The following is a 15,945-nucleotide window of genomic DNA, read 5'->3' on the forward strand; positions in this document are numbered from 1 at the left end:
GGGGCGGACGTCGGTTCGAGGTCGGATACGGGGGATCGTGCGGCTGTCAGCTCGGCTTCCTTGAGCGGTCCTTGAGGCGGTCTCGCCGCACGGCGAGCCGCCGTGCGGCGCGGTCGAGGCCGGCGGTGGGGCCCCCGCCGTCGAGGTGCGCGGCGAGGGCGCGGATGGTCGGGTGGCGGAACAGGTCCACGATCGGGATCTCCCTGCCGAGGGCCCTGCCCAGGCGGGCCTGGACGGCGGCGATCGCGAGCGAGTGGCCGCCGATCTCGAAGAAGTTGTCGGCCGCCCCCACCCGAGGCACGCCGAGCACGGCCCGCCACACCTCGGCCACGGCCCGCTCGGTCGGGCCGGACACCTCCCCGCCCGCCTCGCCTCCCGGCCGGGACACGGGCCGGCGCAGCGCGGCGCGGTCGACCTTGCCGTTGGGGGTGAGCGGGAGCGCGGGAACCACGAACACCTCGGCGGGCACCGCGTGCTCGGGCAGCACCGCGCGCAGGTGGTCGAGCAGCCCCGGCGGGGCCGGACCCGGCCTGCGCGGCACCGCGTAGGCGTGCAGCACCGTCTCGCGCCGCTCGTCCCGGTCGGCCACCGCGACGGCGGCGCGGACCTCGGGGTGGGCCGACAGGGCCGCCTCCACCTCGCCCAGCTCCACCCGGAAGCCGCGGATCTTCACCTGGTCGTCGCGCCGTCCGGCGATCGTCACGGTCCCGTCGGGGTTGAGGCGGCCGAGGTCGCCGGTGGCGAAGGCGTCACCGGTGAAGCGACGCCGGGTGAGTTCGGCGTCGAGATAGCCGTTCGCCAGGTTGGCGCTGCGGACGACCACCTCGCCCAGCTCACCCACCCCGGCCCGGCCACCGTGCTCGGCGGTCACGACCAGCTCGCTGCCCTCGATGCCACGTCCGGCGGGGACGGGTTCGGCGCTCTCACGCACCCCGGAGGGGATCTCGTACCAGGCGTGGGCCTGCGGGGTCTCGGTGGTGCCGTAGAAGGCCACCAGCCGGGCGGCGGGGACGAGGCGGCGCAGCCGCGCGGCGTCGGCGTGGGTGAGCCGGTCGCCGCCGGTCGCCACCAGCCGCACCTCGGGCAGCACCGCGCCGGTCCCGCAGAGCATCCTGGCCAGCTGCGGGGTCAGGTGCGCCACGGTGACGCGGTGCTCGCGCAGCCACGCGACCAGCCGGACGGGGTCGCGCAGCAGGTCCCCCTCCGGCACGCACAGCCGGGCGCCGGTGGCGAGCGGCACGAACACGTCGCGCAGCGCGGGGTCGTGCGCCAGGCCCGACAGCAGGGCGAAGCGATCGGCGGGGGTCACCGCGAAGGTCGCCGCGTACCAGGCGACGAAGTGGGCGAGCGGCCCCTCACCGGTCACCACCGGCTTGGGGTCGCCGGTGGTCCCCGAGGTGAGCGAGAGATAGCCCCGCTCGGGATGCGGCGTGGTTCCCGGGGGCGAGGTCTGCGGGAGCTCGATCTCCGGAAGGCCCGTCAGAGGGGGCGCGCCCGGACAGCGCAGGGCCGCCACGGCGCCGGCGGCGGCGGCCTGGCGGGCCAGCACCGGAGCCGGGTGCGCCGGGTCGAGGATCACCCAGCGGGCCCCGGCGGCCAGCACTCCCAGCAGCAGCCCGGGAAGCTCGGGGACCCGCGCGGCGAGCACCGCGACCGCCTGGCCGGGTTGCACCCCGGCCGCGCGCAGCGCCGAGGTCGTACGGTGGCGCAGCATGGTGAGCTCCGCGTGTCCCAGGCTCCGCCCCGCTCCCTCCACCACGACGTCGCCGTGCAGGGTGTCCAGCGGCCCGGGACCGTCCCAGACCGGCAGCGCGGCGGCAGGTTCTCCCGGGGTGAGCCGGGCCTCGCGCGCCGCCTGTCCCGGGTCGGCGAGCAGGTCGCCCAGCAGGTGCGCGTAACCGGCCAGCAGGGCGTCCATCCTGGCGGCGGAGAACAGGTCGGGGTTGTAGACGAGCTGCAGGGCGTATCCGTCGCCGCGCTCGCTGACGTACATCGTCAGGTCGAACAGCGCGCCAGGCAGCCCGGCGGGCAGCGGCTCGGTCACGCACCCGGGCAGGTCCAGCTTGGCCTCGGCGAAGTTGTACATGTTGAACAGCACCTGCGTCACCGGGTTGCGTCCCAGGTCGCGCGGGACGCGCAGCGCCTCCACGACGCGCTCCAGCGGTACGTCGCCGTGGGAGACGACCTCGGCGAGCTCGTCGCGGCAGCGCCTCACGTGCTCCTCGAACGAGACCCCGGGGTCCTGACGCAGCCGTAGCGGCAGCATCCGCACGCACATGCCGATCAGCGACTCGAACGCGACGTGCCCCCGGTCGGCGTACGGGGTGCCGACGAGCAGGTCCCGCTGCCCGGACAGCCTGGAGAGCAGCTGCGCGAAGGCGGCGAGCAGCACCGGGTACGGGGTGACCCCCAGCCGGACCGCGAGCCGCCTGACACGATCTGCGGTCTCGTTGTCAATCTCCGCGGTTCGGAGCGCTCCAAAAAAAGTCTGGACGGGAGGGCGCGGGGTGTCCCTGGGCAGGTCGAGCACCATCGGGGCGTCCTTCAGGTGCTCACGCCACCAGTCGACCCCGTCGCCGTCCGGCCGCTCCCTCGCCCAGCGCGCGTAGTCGGCGAAGGACGCACCCGTCGGCCCCTGGAGGTCGCCGCGGTAGGCGGCGCTCAGGTCACGGTAGAAGACGTCCTGGGACCAGCCGTCGAAGACGATGTGATGCGCGGTCACCGCGAGCACGTGGTCGTCCTCGGCCAGCCGGATCAGCCTGGCTCGCAGCAGCGGATCGCGCGCCAGGTCGAACCGCGTCCGCGCCTCCGTCTCCAGAATCGTTTCAAGAGCCTTCTGCAGTGCGGCCTCCGGAGCCGCCTCCGGTGTGCTCTCCGGAGCGGTCTTCAGCGTGGTCTCCGGAACCGCTTCCGGCTCGCTCTCCGAAGCCGGTTTCGACGTGCTCCCCGGAGTCGTCTCCGGCGTGCTCTGTGGAACCGTCTTCGGCGCGGTCTCCCAAGCCGGTTTCGACGTGCTTGCCGGAGTCGTCTCCGGAGCGGTCTCGGGACGGGCGAGCGCCGAGAGGTCGTCGAGCGGGAGCGGCACCTCGCCCGGCGGGACGACCGACACGTGGGGCACGCCGTCGCGGGAGGTGATCCGCCAGCGCAGCGTCTCGTGCCTCGCCACCACCGACTCCAGGGCGCTGCGCAGCGCGCCGTGGTCCAGCGGGCCGCGTAGGCGCTCGGCCATCGCGATGTTGTGGGCGGGGGTGTCGGGGGCGAGTCGCTCCACGAACCACATGCGTCGTTGCGCGGGCGACAGCGTGGGGGGCGCCGAGCCCGCCGAGTTCGCCGAGGTCCTCGCCGGCGGGGTCTCTCCCGCCGGCGCGGTGTCCCGCGCGCCGGCGTTCTCGACGCCGGACGAGAGGATGTTCTCGACGTCGGAGAAGGGGGCGTTCTCGACACCGGACGAGAGGGCGCCGTAGGTGCGGGCCGTGTAGACGTCCTCGACCGAGACGTCCCTGCCGAGTTCCGCCCTGATGGCCGACACCAGGCGCATCGCCCGCAACGAGTGCCCGCCGCGTTCGAAGAAGTCGTCGTCGGGGCCGGGGGGAGGCGCGTCGAGCACCCGTGCCCAGATCCCCGCCAGCCCTGAGAGCTCCGAGAGCCCGGCCGCGCCGCCGGTCGTACCCCCGGCCGTGTTCCCGGCCGTGCCCCCTGCGGTGTCCCCGTCGCCGTCCCGGTCACCGGTCGTGTTCCGGGAGGTGCCCGAGGATTGCCCGGCGAGGTCGCGCAGGGCGGCGAGGTCGACCTTGCCCGAGGAGTTCAGCGGCAGGGCGGGCACGTGCACCACGCGGGTGGGCAACATGTAGATCGGCAGCCGTCCCGCGCAGTGCACCCGCAGGGCCGCGAGTCCGGGAGCGTCCAGCGGCGCGACGTAGGCGACCAGCTCGCCCGGGGCGTCGACCACCGCCTGCGTCACCTCGGGGTGCGCCCGCACCACGGACTCGACCTCGCCGATCTCGACCCGCTGTCCCTGGATCTTCACCTGCCGGTCCAGCCGCCCCATGAAGGCGATCCGGCCGTCCGCCTGCCAGGCGACGTGGTCGCCGGTGCGGTAGAGCCGCGCGCCGGGCGCGGACTCGAAGGGGTCGGGTACGAACCTCTCGGCCGTCATGCCGGGCAGGCCCAGGTAGCCGCGGCTCACCTGAGGCCCGCCGATGTACAGCTCGCCGGGGACGCCGACGGGACACTCGCGCATGTCCTCGTCCAGGACGTGCGCCCGGCAGCCGCGCAGGGGGTACCCGATCGGCAGCGAACGCTCCCAGGTCCCCGACAGCTCGGTGCCGACCACGCAGACGGTCGTCTCCGTGGGGCCGTACCAGTTGTGGAAACGGGTGTGCGCCGACCAGCGGGCCACCTGCTCGGGACCCGGCGGCTCCCCTGCCGTGATCAGGTCGCGCAGGTGCGGCAGCCGGGCCGGGTCGACCAGCGGCAGCAGTGCGGGCGGGACGAACCCCCAGGTGACGTCGTGCGCCTCCAGGAACCGCTGCAGCCGCGCCGGGTCGGTCCTGTCCTCGTCCGGCACCAGCTGCGCGCAGCCGCCCACGGTGAGCGGCGCGAGCATGTCGAGCACCGAGACGTCGAAGCCGAGTGCGGAGAACGCGATCGACCGGCATGTGCCGTCCAGGCCGAAGTGGGCCGTCGCGGCGGAGGCGAACGCGACCGCGGAGGCGTGGCTCACCACCACGCCCTTGGGCCGCCCGGTCGATCCGGACGTGTACAGAACATAGGCGGCGTTCCCCGGCAGCGCAGGACCGCCGCCGACGTTCTCGCCGCTTCCCGTCCCCGTTACGGCAGAGGGCCCGGAGGCGGTTCCGGAAGTAATTTCGGACACGGCCGCGACGCCCGTCTCCGGCTCGACCAGGGGGCGCCCGCATCCGTCCAGCATCGCGCGGCCGTGGCCGTCGGCCACGACGACCGCGATTCCCGCGTCGTCGAGGACCTCGTCGAGTCGCCGGCGTGGATGCGCGGGGTCGAGAGGGACGTACGCGCCGCCCGCCATCATGATGCCGAGGGCGGCGACGGTCATCAGCGGTGTGCGCCTGGCGCAGAGCCCGACCCGATCCTCAGGGCCCACCCCGAGGGCACGTAATCGCAGCGCGAGCGTGGTGGCGGCGTCGACCAGTTCGCGGTAGGTGAGGCCGGCGTCCCACTGACGGATCGCCGGCGCGGAGGGCGTACGCGCCGCCTGGGCGACGATCAGGTCGCACAGCAGCGCGTCCGGGGCGATGTGGGGTGGCCCGGTCGTCCAGGCGACGGGCGCGGGAGCCGGTGAGGTGAATGACGGACCGGGCAAAGAGGCGGACGACGAGTCCCCCCGCATCGCTTCGAGCATCCACCCCCCATAGCCCCAAACAGGGTTTTTGCCCTGCCAAGTATTCACAAGCAATAAGCCAGGTCATTCCTATTATTTGCGTCATCGGACAGTCAAGGATTGAAAGTTAAACGTGTGGCGTAATGCCGGTTTCGGCCGTAGGGGAAGATCTTCGAGCGTCGTGACGCTCCGGGATCGCCGCAGTTGGTGGCGATCCGGTGAACGGAAGGTGACCTACCGCTTCCGTGCGTCGTGAAGCGTCTCACTCCGTGGACACCGGCCGTGGCCGGAGGCTACCAAGAGCAAGTGTCCTAAATACCTATTTCGGTCCTAGTTCACTCCGCCGTCATTGTGGTCGTACTCCTCGGCGATCCGCTCGGCCTCCTCGTCCGTGAGCCGGTCGATCTCGGCGGCCAGGCACTCCTCGACCACCAGCGCGAGCCCGCGGACCGAGCGCGTGGTGAACAGGGCGTTGAGCGGCAGGTCGACGCCCACCGTCGAGCAGATCCTGGCGACGACCTTGGTACCGAGCAGCGAGTGCCCGCCGACGTCGAAGAAGTCGTCGTCGATCCCGATGCCGCTCCTGCCCAGCACCTCGCACCAGATCTCGTGCACCAGCTCCTCACTCGCCGTGCCCGGTCTCGTGGGTGCCGCCGGGACCTCCTCGGAGACGGGGGAGGGCAGCGAGGCGCGGTCGAGCTTGCCGTTGGGCAGCTTCGGGAAATCCCGTACCGGCACGAAGAGGCTCGGCACCATCGTGGCGGGCAGCCGCGTCGCCAGGAACGCCCTGAGCTCCCCGGCCGTCGCCTCCGCGCCCCTCCCGGCGCCCGCGGCCGGGCTCACCCCGGTGCCCGCGCCCGTCTCGGCGTCCGTGTCCATGTCCAGGTACGCGACCAGCGCCCGGCCGCCGGGGGCGTCGTCCCTGACCGCGGCGACCGCCCGGCGCACCCCCGGGTAGGCCGCCAGCGCCGCCTCCACCTCGCCCAGCTCGATCCGCACCCCCCGCACCTTCACCTGGTCGTCCGCGCGTCCGAGGAACTCCAGGGTGCCGTCGGGCAGCCGCCGCACGAGGTCACCCGTCCGGTAGAGACGCCCACCCCGGCCGAACGGGTCGGGGACGAACCGCTCGGCGGTCAGCCCCGGCCGCCCCCGGTAGCCGCGGGCGACCCCGTCGCCGCCCAAAAACAGCTCCCCCACCACACCGGAGGGCACCGGCTCCATCGCCTCGTCCAGCACGTACGCGGTGGTGCCCGCGACCGGCATGCCGATCGACATCGACTCCGTGCCCTTCGGCACCCGGTGCGCGAACGACCAGATCGTCGTCTCCGTCGGCCCGTAGAGGTTCCACAGCTCGTCGGTGACCCGGTGGATCCGCCCGGCGAGCGACACCGGGAGGGGCTCCCCGCCGCTGAACACGCGCGGCAGCCCCGCGGGCAGCCGTTCCAGGATCTCCTCCAGCACCGACGGCGGCGCCTGCACCGTCGTCACCCCCGCCTCCGCCACCAGCTCGCCCAGCCGGCCCGTGCCGTACGGGGGAGCGAGCACCACCGCGCCGCCCGCCGTGAGCGGGCCGAAGATCTCCAGCGCGGCGATGTCGAACGACAGCGAGGTGAGCAGCAGCATCCGCTCCCGCTCGGTGAACCCCAGGGCGGTGACCAGGTTCACCACCCCGCGGTGCGGCACCACCACCCCCTTGGGCACCCCCGTCGACCCCGAGGTGTAGATCACGTAGGCGGGCGAGTCCGGGGAGACGGGGTCGGGGACGAACTCGGACGTTCCGCCCGAGGGCATCGCGTCGAGCAGGATCGCCGGGGGATGGTTGGACGGCAGCCGCTCCACCAGCGTCGCGCGGGTCAGCAGCAGACGGGTCCCCGAGTCGGCCAGCATGAGCCCCAGCCGCTCCTTCGGATACTCCGGGTCGAGCGGCACGTAGCAGCCACCGGTCTTCAGCACCGCGAGCAGCGCCACGATCAGCTCGGCGCTCCTCGGCAGGCACACGGCGACCGGGCTCTCCGCCCCCACCCCGCGCTCGCGCAGCCGCCGGGCCAGCGCGTTCGCCCGCTCCTCAAGCCGCCCGTAGGTGAGCGTCCCCTCCGAGGAGACGACCGCGGGGGCGTCCGGCGTCCGCCGCGCCCGCTCGGCGATCAGCTCGTGCAGGCAGCGCTGCGGGTAGGCGGCCTCGGGGCCGTGCCAGGAGGACAGCAGACGGGCACGCTCGGCCCCGTCCAGCAGCGGCAGCCGGGAGATCGGCAGCCCCGGGTCGTCGACGGCCGCGCCGAGCAGCGTCAGGTACGCCGACACCAGGCGGCGGATCGTGTCCTCGTCGAACAGGTCCGTGCTGTACTCGACCCAGCCCTCCAGCCTGCCGTCCGGATTGTGGAGCTCCATGGTGAGATCGGCCTTGGAGGTGCCGTTGCCGTACCGGCCGCGCGCGTCCACCGCGATCTGGTTGAACCCCACCTGGAACAGCGGCGTCCTGCCGGGGTCGCGGGGCGGGCTCACCGCCTCCACGAGCTTCGCGAACGGCACGTTCTGGTGGTCGAACGCCTCGAGCACGGTCGTGCGGACCCGGTCCAGCGCTTCGTCGAACGCGGGGTCGCCGCCCAGGTCGGTACGGAGCGGCAGCGTGTTGACGAACATGCCGATCAGCGCGTCCAGCTCCGGCAGCTCCCGCCCGGCGACGGGGGAGCCCACCACGACGTCGCTCCGCCCGCTCCAGCGCGCCAGCAGCACCGAGAACGCGGTGAGCAGCACCGTGAACGGCGTGGTGTTCCGCCCTCTCGCCAGCGCGCCCACCCGCTCGGTGAGCTCCTCCGGCACCGCGAAGTCCAGCACCGAGCCGGTGTATCTCATCTCCGCGGGGCGCGGCCGGTCGGACGGCAGCTCCAGCGGTACGCTGCCGCGCAGCCGCTCCCGCCAGTAGGCCAGGTCGCCGTCCAGTTCGCCGCCGCCCAGCCGGTCGCGCTGCCAGACCGCGTAGTCGGCGTACTGGATCGCCGGTTCGGGCAGCTTGGGGTCGCGGTCCTCGCGCAGCGCCTGGTAGACCTCCACCAGCTCCCGCCACAGGATGGTCGACGACCAGGCGTCGAAGATCGTGTGATGCAGGACGAGCAGCAGCCGGCACTCCTCGCCGCCCATCGTCACCAGCCGCACCCGCCAGAGCGGGGCCTGGTCCAGCCGGAACGGCGCGCGCGCCTCCGCCGCCGCGACCCGCTCGAACTCCTCGGCCGCCTCCCGTGGGGGCAGCCCGGAAAGGTCGGTCCTGGCCACCGAGACCGGTACCCGGTCCGCGATCGTCTGCACGACCTGCTCGTCGCGCAGCTCGAACGACGTCCGCATCGACTCGTGCCTGTTCACGAGCACCGCCAGGGCCCGCTCCAGGAGATCGGGGTCCACCGGCCGCAGGTCGGTCGCCTCCAGGCGGACGGGGATGTTGTACACGGCCAGGTCCGGCAGGAGCTCGTGCAGGAACCAGATCCGCTCCTGGGCGAACGAGGCGGGAAAGACGTCTGTCACACCTTCTCCTTGAGACACTCACGAAGCTGTTCCGCGATCACGGGCAGGGCGGCGGTCTCGCCCAGGGTGGCCAGCCAGTGCCACTGCTCCAGGGCGTGGCAGAGCCGGTAGAACGCGAGGCGCTCCGGCCAGTCGCCGGGCAGGTCGCCGTACCCCTCGAGCAGGTACCGCCGACGCTCCGCGTCACCCCTGACCGCGAAGTAGTCGGTCCGCGCCAGGTCCATCAGCGGGTCGCCGCCCAGCGCGTTCTCCATGTCGATGACCCCGGTCATCCGCAGCGGGCTACCGGGGCCTTCGCTCTCGGCGACCATGACGTTGCGCTCGTGGAAGTCGTTGTGGCACAGCACGGGCGCGTCGCAGCGCGTCAGGAGGTGGCGGTCGCGCCGCACGTGGGCGCTCAGCTCCGCGTGCAGCTCGGGATCCCCGCCGAACTCGACGAACTGCGCGAGCCTCAGGTCCAGCTGCCCGCCCACGTACGCCTCGTTGGAGCTCTCCTGCGGCCCGTCGATCGGCCCGAACCTCTCCACCCGAACCCCGTGCACCGCCCGCAGCGTGCGGCCCATCTCCCGGTACAGACCCGCGATCTCCGCAGCCGAGAGCCCGCCGGAGACCTCCGACAGCGGGCGGCCGGGAACCTTCGTCATCACCGCGTACGCGTGCGGCAGGTCGCGTCGCGAGACGTCCCAGTGCACCATCTCGGGACAGGAGGCGCCGCTGCCGCGCAGCAGCTCGTAGACGTGCACCTCCTTGTGCAGCCGCGCCGTCAGCACATCGGGGTAGATCTTCACGATGAGGTCGCGGTCGGCGCACCTCACCTCGTACACCGCGCTGATCTCCCCGCCGGTGCGCAGCACGACCTCCCGCACCTCCGCGTCCGGATACGGGGTGCGCAGCAGCACCTGTGCGCGTTCCGGCGACAGCGGCATGGTGATCGCCTTGGCGAACGCGGGGGCGGTCCAGGCCACGCTCACCCGGTTGCCCGCCCGCTCCCGCAGGATCTGGGCGCCGACCAGGTCGTCCGCCGGGGCGTCCGGCATCTCGTCGTCGAACGTCGACAGCACCCGCGTGCGCATCGAGATCAGCACGTGCACCGCGATGCCCAGGCCCAGCACGATGTACATGAGCGCCACGCCACGGCCGGGCCCGACGCCGATCACCGAGCCGACCGTCGGTGCGAGCGCGCCGCCGGGCACCAGCAGCGGGTTGAGCAGTCGCTCGCCCAGCGGCGCGACCACCGCCATGCCGATCGGCAGCGTCGACCACGACACCATCTGGTTGAGCGACTGCACGCGGCCGTGGAAACGCTGGGGCACCTTCGTGTGGATGATCGTCAGGAAGGTGCCGTTCACGATCGACAGGCAGCCCCACAGGCCGAACGCCCCGATGCCCACCACCCACGCCGAGGGCCGCAACCCGGTGATCACCGCGAAGACCGAGAGTCCCAGCGTCGCCAGCATCACCCCGCGCATCCGCCGCCGCTTCGGCCCGCCCCACAGCGCGATCACCATGCCGCCCAGCGCCCCGCCCAGGCCGCCGACGAAGGAGATCTGCCCGGCGACGGTCAGCGTGGAGAACGACAGCACCAACGGGGTTATCGAGAGCAGCAGCGCCGCGAGCATCACGTTGAGCGAGGCGAAGTAGATCATCGCCGCCCGCAGGTGGCGGTTGCCGATCGACATCCGCAATCCCTGCGCGATCTCCTTCGAGAGCGGTTCCCTGGGCGAGTGCGCCATCGTGTCGGGGAAGCGGATGAGCAGCAGGGCGCCCAGCACCAGGAGGAAACTCGCCACGTCGACGACGAGGATGCCGCCCAGGCCGATGCCGGACAGCAGCGCGACGGCCAGCAGCGGTGCGGCGAACTGCGCGGTGCCGATCACCATCTGCACCACCCCGGCCGCGTGCCCCATGTACTCCTTGGGGACGAGCTGGGGGAGCGCGGTGGTGAAGCCGAGCCGCTGGAAGATCAGCGCGATCGACAGGCACGCGGTGAGCGGGTAGATGTGCCAGATCTCCAGCGTGCCCGTCCAGAACAGGGCGCCCAGGACGAGCTGGGTGCCCCCGGCCATGCAGTTGCCGAGGATCATCATCGAGCGACGGCTCGACCGGTCGACGATCGCTCCCGCGAGCGGCGCGATCACCACTCCCGGCATGATCGACAACGCGACGAACAGGGCGAAGTCCACCAGTGACCCGGTGGTCAGGTAGATCCACACCGGGATCGCGAAGTCGGTGACCGCGGTGCCCACCATCGACACCAGCTGGAACCCCGCCACCACCAGGAACCGCCGCAGGCTCGGCGGCGGTGCCTTCGTCCCGATTCGTGACCCGATTCGTGACCCGGCTTGTGGCCCGGTGCCGGGACGTGCGGCCCCCGCTTTCCCACGACCCGCCGCTCGTCCCGGGCCACTCCCGTTGGTTCTCCCGACGCCGTTTCCGTTCGTTCTCCCGAGACCGCCTCCGCCCGCCGAACCCGCACTCCCGACGGCCGCGTCCTTCTTTTCCGAGTCCGGATCTTCGGGAGAGGCGGCGACCGTCACGGAGTCGGGCGCGCCCTCGCAGTCCCCTTCCCGCGCGAGATCCGGGCCGGGGGAGAGAACGGAGACCTCCTCGACCCACCAGCCGGCCCCGGGACCCCGCGACGGCCGGTCGAGCGTGCCGGCCGCGCCGTACCCCATCGCGATGTGGGTGTTGGTGAGGATCTCCGACAGCTCCGTAGCACGATATTTCAGGAAATAGTGACCTGCCTCGTCCAGGATCACCAGCGCCGTGGTGTCACTCAGGAAGTGCCACTCCCGGTAACGCTCCTGGTAGTAGTCGGTCGTCGGGTCCTGCTCGCCCACCACCGAGATCACCGGTGCCCGCAGCCGCTCCACCCGTTCGGCCAGCACCCGCGTGAAGATCTCCTCCGCGATGAGGGTGTCACGCCGCTGGTTGCGCACCATGAACCGGATCTGCTCGTCGTCGAGCCCGGAGATGTCGGTGCCCATCGACCTCATCCGGTTCTCGTACACCCGGTCGCCGCGCAACCGGTCGTAGCGCGTCAGCCGCGCCAGCGGCCCGGCGATCCTGCCCCTGGGCTTGGCGAACGGGAAGATCGCCCCGATGTACACCGCCTCCAGCGCGCGGCCCCGCTCCTCCAGCCGCCGCGCCACCTCCACCACGAGCGCGCCGCCGATGCCGCAGTGCCCGTACAGGGCGAGAGGGCCCTCGACGTTCTGCAGGATCTCGGTCACGCACAGGTCCGCGACCTCGTCGATCGGCCTGGTCTCCTCGTCGGGCAACCCGGGGTCGTGCCCGGGGAAGGCGAGCGCGTGCAGCGAGCACCCGTCGGGAAGCGCGTCGGCGAGAGGCTGGAAGATCAGCGGACTGCCGCCGCCGTACGGTATGCACACGTACGTCATCAGCGCGGGTCCCGGCCTGGTCAGCTCGTACAGCAGGCTGCGCGGCCCTGCGGGACCCGCGGGCCGCTCCACCAGGGCCGCCAACTCGCGCACCGTCGGATGCTTGAACAGGTCCATCACCCCGACCGCGCGCCCGCCGACCACCGGCAGCGCCTTGCGCATCCGCGCCACCGCCTGGATCGCGACGAGCGAGTGACCGCCCAACTCGAAGAAGTCACCGTCGGCGCCGACCGACTCCACGTCGAGCAGTTCACGCCAGATGTCGGCGATCGCCCGTTCCACCGGCGTCCGCGGCTCGGCACCTGCTCCCGCCGCCTCGGCGGCCCGCCGCTCCGGCGCGGGCAGCGCTCCGCGATCCAGCTTGCCGTTCGGGCTCAGCGGCAGCGCGTCCAGCACCACGAACGCCGAAGGCACCATGTGCTCGGGCAGCGTCACCTTCAACGCCCGCCGCAACTCCGCCCCGTCCAGCACCGTCCCGCCTGGCGCCGTCCCACTCGGTCCTGTCCCGCCCAACGCTGTCCCGCCCGGTGCCGCTTCGCCCGGCGCGGTCCCGCTCGCTCCTGTCTCGCCCGGCGCCCTCTCGTCCAGCGCCGTCCCGTTCGCCGCCGTCCTGTCGGTCGCGGTCCCGCTCGGTTCCGCCCTCGCCGGACCGTCCCCGGCCGTGCCCGTCGTCACGGCGGCGGGCACCACGTACGCGACCAGCCGCCTGTCGCCCGGCGCGCCGTCCTCCCGCACCGTCACCACCGCCTCGCGCACCCCCGCGAGCCCGCGCAGCACCGTCTCGATCTCGCCCAGCTCGATCCGCTGCCCGCGGATCTTCACCTGGTGGTCGATCCGCCCCAGGAACTCGATCGCGCCGTCGCGGCGGAGCCGCACGAGGTCGCCCGTCCGGTACAGGCGTGCCCCCGCCGTCCCGAACGGGTCGGGCACGAACCGCTCGGCCGTCAGGCCGGGCCGGGCGTGATAGCCCACCGCCACCTGCGTCCCGCCGATGTGCAGCTCACCGGGAACCCCGAAGGGCACCGGCCGCAGGTGGCGATCCAGCACGTACAGCGAGGTGTTCCGCACCGGGTGCCCGATCGGCACCGTCGCGTCACCCGGGCGGCACCGCCACAGGCTCACGTCGATCGCCGCCTCCGTCGGCCCGTACAGGTTGTACAGCCCCGTCCCCGGCAGCCGCGCGAAGAAGCGTTCGGCCACGTGCGCCGTGAGCTCCTCGCCGCTGCACACCACCCGGCGCAGCGACCCGCACACCTCGACGCCCTCCTCCTCCAGGAACGCCGCGAGCATCGAGGGGACGAAATGCGCCGTCGTCACCCCGCGGTCCACGATCAGGTCCCGCAGGTACGCCGCGTCCCTGTGCCCGCCGGGACGGGCCAGCACCAGCCGCGCGCCCGTCACCAGCGGCCAGAAGAACTCCCACACCGACACGTCGAAACCCGCCGGGGTCTTCTGCACCACCGCGTCGTCGCCGGTCAGCCCGTAGACGTCCTGCATCCAGCCCAGCCGGTTGCGGATGCCCCCGTGCGTGTTGGGCACCCCCTTGGGCCGTCCCGTCGACCCCGAGGTGTAGATCATGTACGCCGCGTCGGCCGAGGTCGCCGACGGCTCCACGGGCGTGTCCGGCCCGTCCAGCGGATCGTCCAGGACGACCGTCGTCATCCCGCCGTCCCGGGGCATCCTCGCGGCCTCCGCATCCGCGAGGGTGTCCACCGAGCCGGCGGGAGGCGCGCCCCCCGGATCCTCGGGGATTACGTCGAGCACCGCCCGCTGCGCGAGCAGCACCGGCACCGCCGCGTCGGCCAGCATGAACGCCAGCCGCTCGGGCGGATACTCCGGATCCAGCGGCACGTACGCACCCCCGGCCTTCACCACCCCCAGCAGCGCCACCACCAGCTCGACCGACCGCTCCGCGCACACCGCCACCAGCGAGCCCGGCCCCACCCCCAGCCCGCGCAGCCGGTGCGCGAGCCGGTTGGCCCGCGCCTCCAGCTGCGCGTACGTCAGGCGTTCGTCCTCGAACTCCAGCGCCACCGCCCCCGGCGTCCTGGCCACCTGCGCCTCGAACATCCCGCCCAGCGTCGCCCCGTCCGGGTACGGCTCCCCGGGACCCGCCGCGCACGCCAGCACCCGGTCCCGCTCCTCGGCGGGAAGGACGTCCAGCTCCGAGATCCGCGCCGCCGGAGTGGCCGTCACCGCTCCCAGCAGCGTCTCCAGCTGCGCGGCCATCCCCTCGATCGTGGCCGCGTCGAACAGGTCGCGGTTGTAGACGAAGAGCCCGCCCATCCCGTCCGGCTGCTCGCTCAGGAACAGCTCCAGGTCGAAACGCGTCGCCCTCGCCTCGAAGTCGAAGGGCTCCACCGACAACCCCGGCCAGCGCGTCCCCTCCCTGCGCCCGTAACTCTGCAGCGCGAACACCGCCTGGAACACCGGAGACCTGCTCACGTCCCGCTCGATGCCCAGCTCCCCGACCAGTTGCTCGAACGGCAGCTCCTGGTGCTCGTACGCCTCCGTCGTGGTCCGCCTGACCCTCTCCAGCAGCTCCAGGAACCCCGGGTCGCCCGACAGGTCCGCGCGCATCGCGAGCACGTTCACGAACATGCCGATCACGCTCTCCAGCTCCCGCCGGGGGCGCCCGCCGACCGGGGAGCCGATCGCGAAGTCGTCCTGGCGCGCGTACCGGCCGAGCAGCACCTGGTAGGCCGCGAGCAGAACCATGTACAGGGTCGCGCCGGACTCCCGTGCCAGCCGCGTCAGCCCTTCCACCAGTTCCGGTCCCAGCGTGAAACCGTGTGAGGCCCCCGCGAACGTCTGCTCGCCCCGACGTCGCCCGTCCAGCGGAAGCTCCAGCGGCACCACCCCGGCGAGCCGCGACCGCCAGTAGGACAGGGCGGCCTCGGAGGCCGGCCGTTCCCGCTGCCACAGCGCGTAGTCGCCGTACTGCAACGGCGGCTCGGGAAGCTCCGTCCCCGCGTAGCAGGCCCCCAGCTCCTCGGCGAGGATGTCGGTGGACCAGCCGTCACCGCAGATGTGGTGCAGCGCCACCAGCAGCACGTGATCCTCGGCGCCCGCGGTGTCCTCCGCGGTCCCGCCTTCTCCCGGCTTCCCGGCTTTCGCCGCGTCCGGAGCGCCAGGGGGGGCGGCGTTCCCGCCGCCCACCCGTACCAGCAGCGTCCGCAGCAGCGGCCCCCGCGCCAGGTCGAACGGCAGCGCGGCCGCGTCGCTCACCAGTCGTATCGCGGACCGTTCGCCGTCCGCCTCGGCCCTCTCCAACGGGACCTCGACCCGCTCCTCCACCACCGCGGTCGGGCGCCCGTCCTCGTCGGGGGGGAAACGCGTCCGCAGGCTCTCGTGCCTGGCGACCACCGCCGCGATCGCCCGCTCCAGCGCCGCGACGTCCAGGGGCCCCGTCAACCGCAACGTCATCGGGATCGTGTACGCGGCGGTGCCGGGAGCGAACTGGTCCATGAACCACAGCCGCTCCTGCCCGAAGGACAGCGGCGCCCCTCGCCCCGGGGGGCGACGAGGGATCGTGAACACCGGGTCCGGCGCGCGACGGCGCAGCCGTTTCTCCAGTAGTGCTCGCTTGGCGTCGGAAAGCTGGGTGCTGCTCAGGGATCGGCCAGGCGAGGACGTCAACGTGGCTCACTTTCGGGGGTGGGGCTGAGACGG

Annotated in this window: 3 protein-coding genes; all 3 read right to left on the minus strand. The window is 72.8% G+C overall.

Annotated elements, in window-relative coordinates:
* Positions 1–46: 46 nt before the first annotated feature.
* The gene (locus ABT352_RS29345) at positions 47–5,338 is read right to left on the minus strand and encodes a non-ribosomal peptide synthetase (protein WP_350948189.1); all 5,292 of its coding nucleotides are present in this window, start codon (positions 5,336–5,338) and stop codon (positions 47–49) included.
* A gap of 348 nt (positions 5,339–5,686) precedes the next feature.
* Positions 5,687–8,872, minus strand: a complete 3,186-nt coding sequence (locus ABT352_RS29350) for a non-ribosomal peptide synthetase (RefSeq protein WP_350948190.1) — start codon at positions 8,870–8,872, stop codon at positions 5,687–5,689.
* A complete protein-coding gene (locus ABT352_RS29355; RefSeq protein ID WP_350948191.1) occupies positions 8,869–15,912 on the minus strand; it encodes a non-ribosomal peptide synthetase in 7,044 nt (2,347 codons plus the stop codon). The genes ABT352_RS29350 and ABT352_RS29355 overlap by 4 nt, the downstream gene beginning before the upstream one ends.
* Positions 15,913–15,945 lie beyond the last annotated feature (33 nt).

The sequence above is a fragment of the Streptosporangium sp. NPDC000563 genome (genome assembly GCF_040299985.1).
GTDB lineage: Bacteria > Actinomycetota > Actinomycetes > Streptosporangiales > Streptosporangiaceae > Streptosporangium.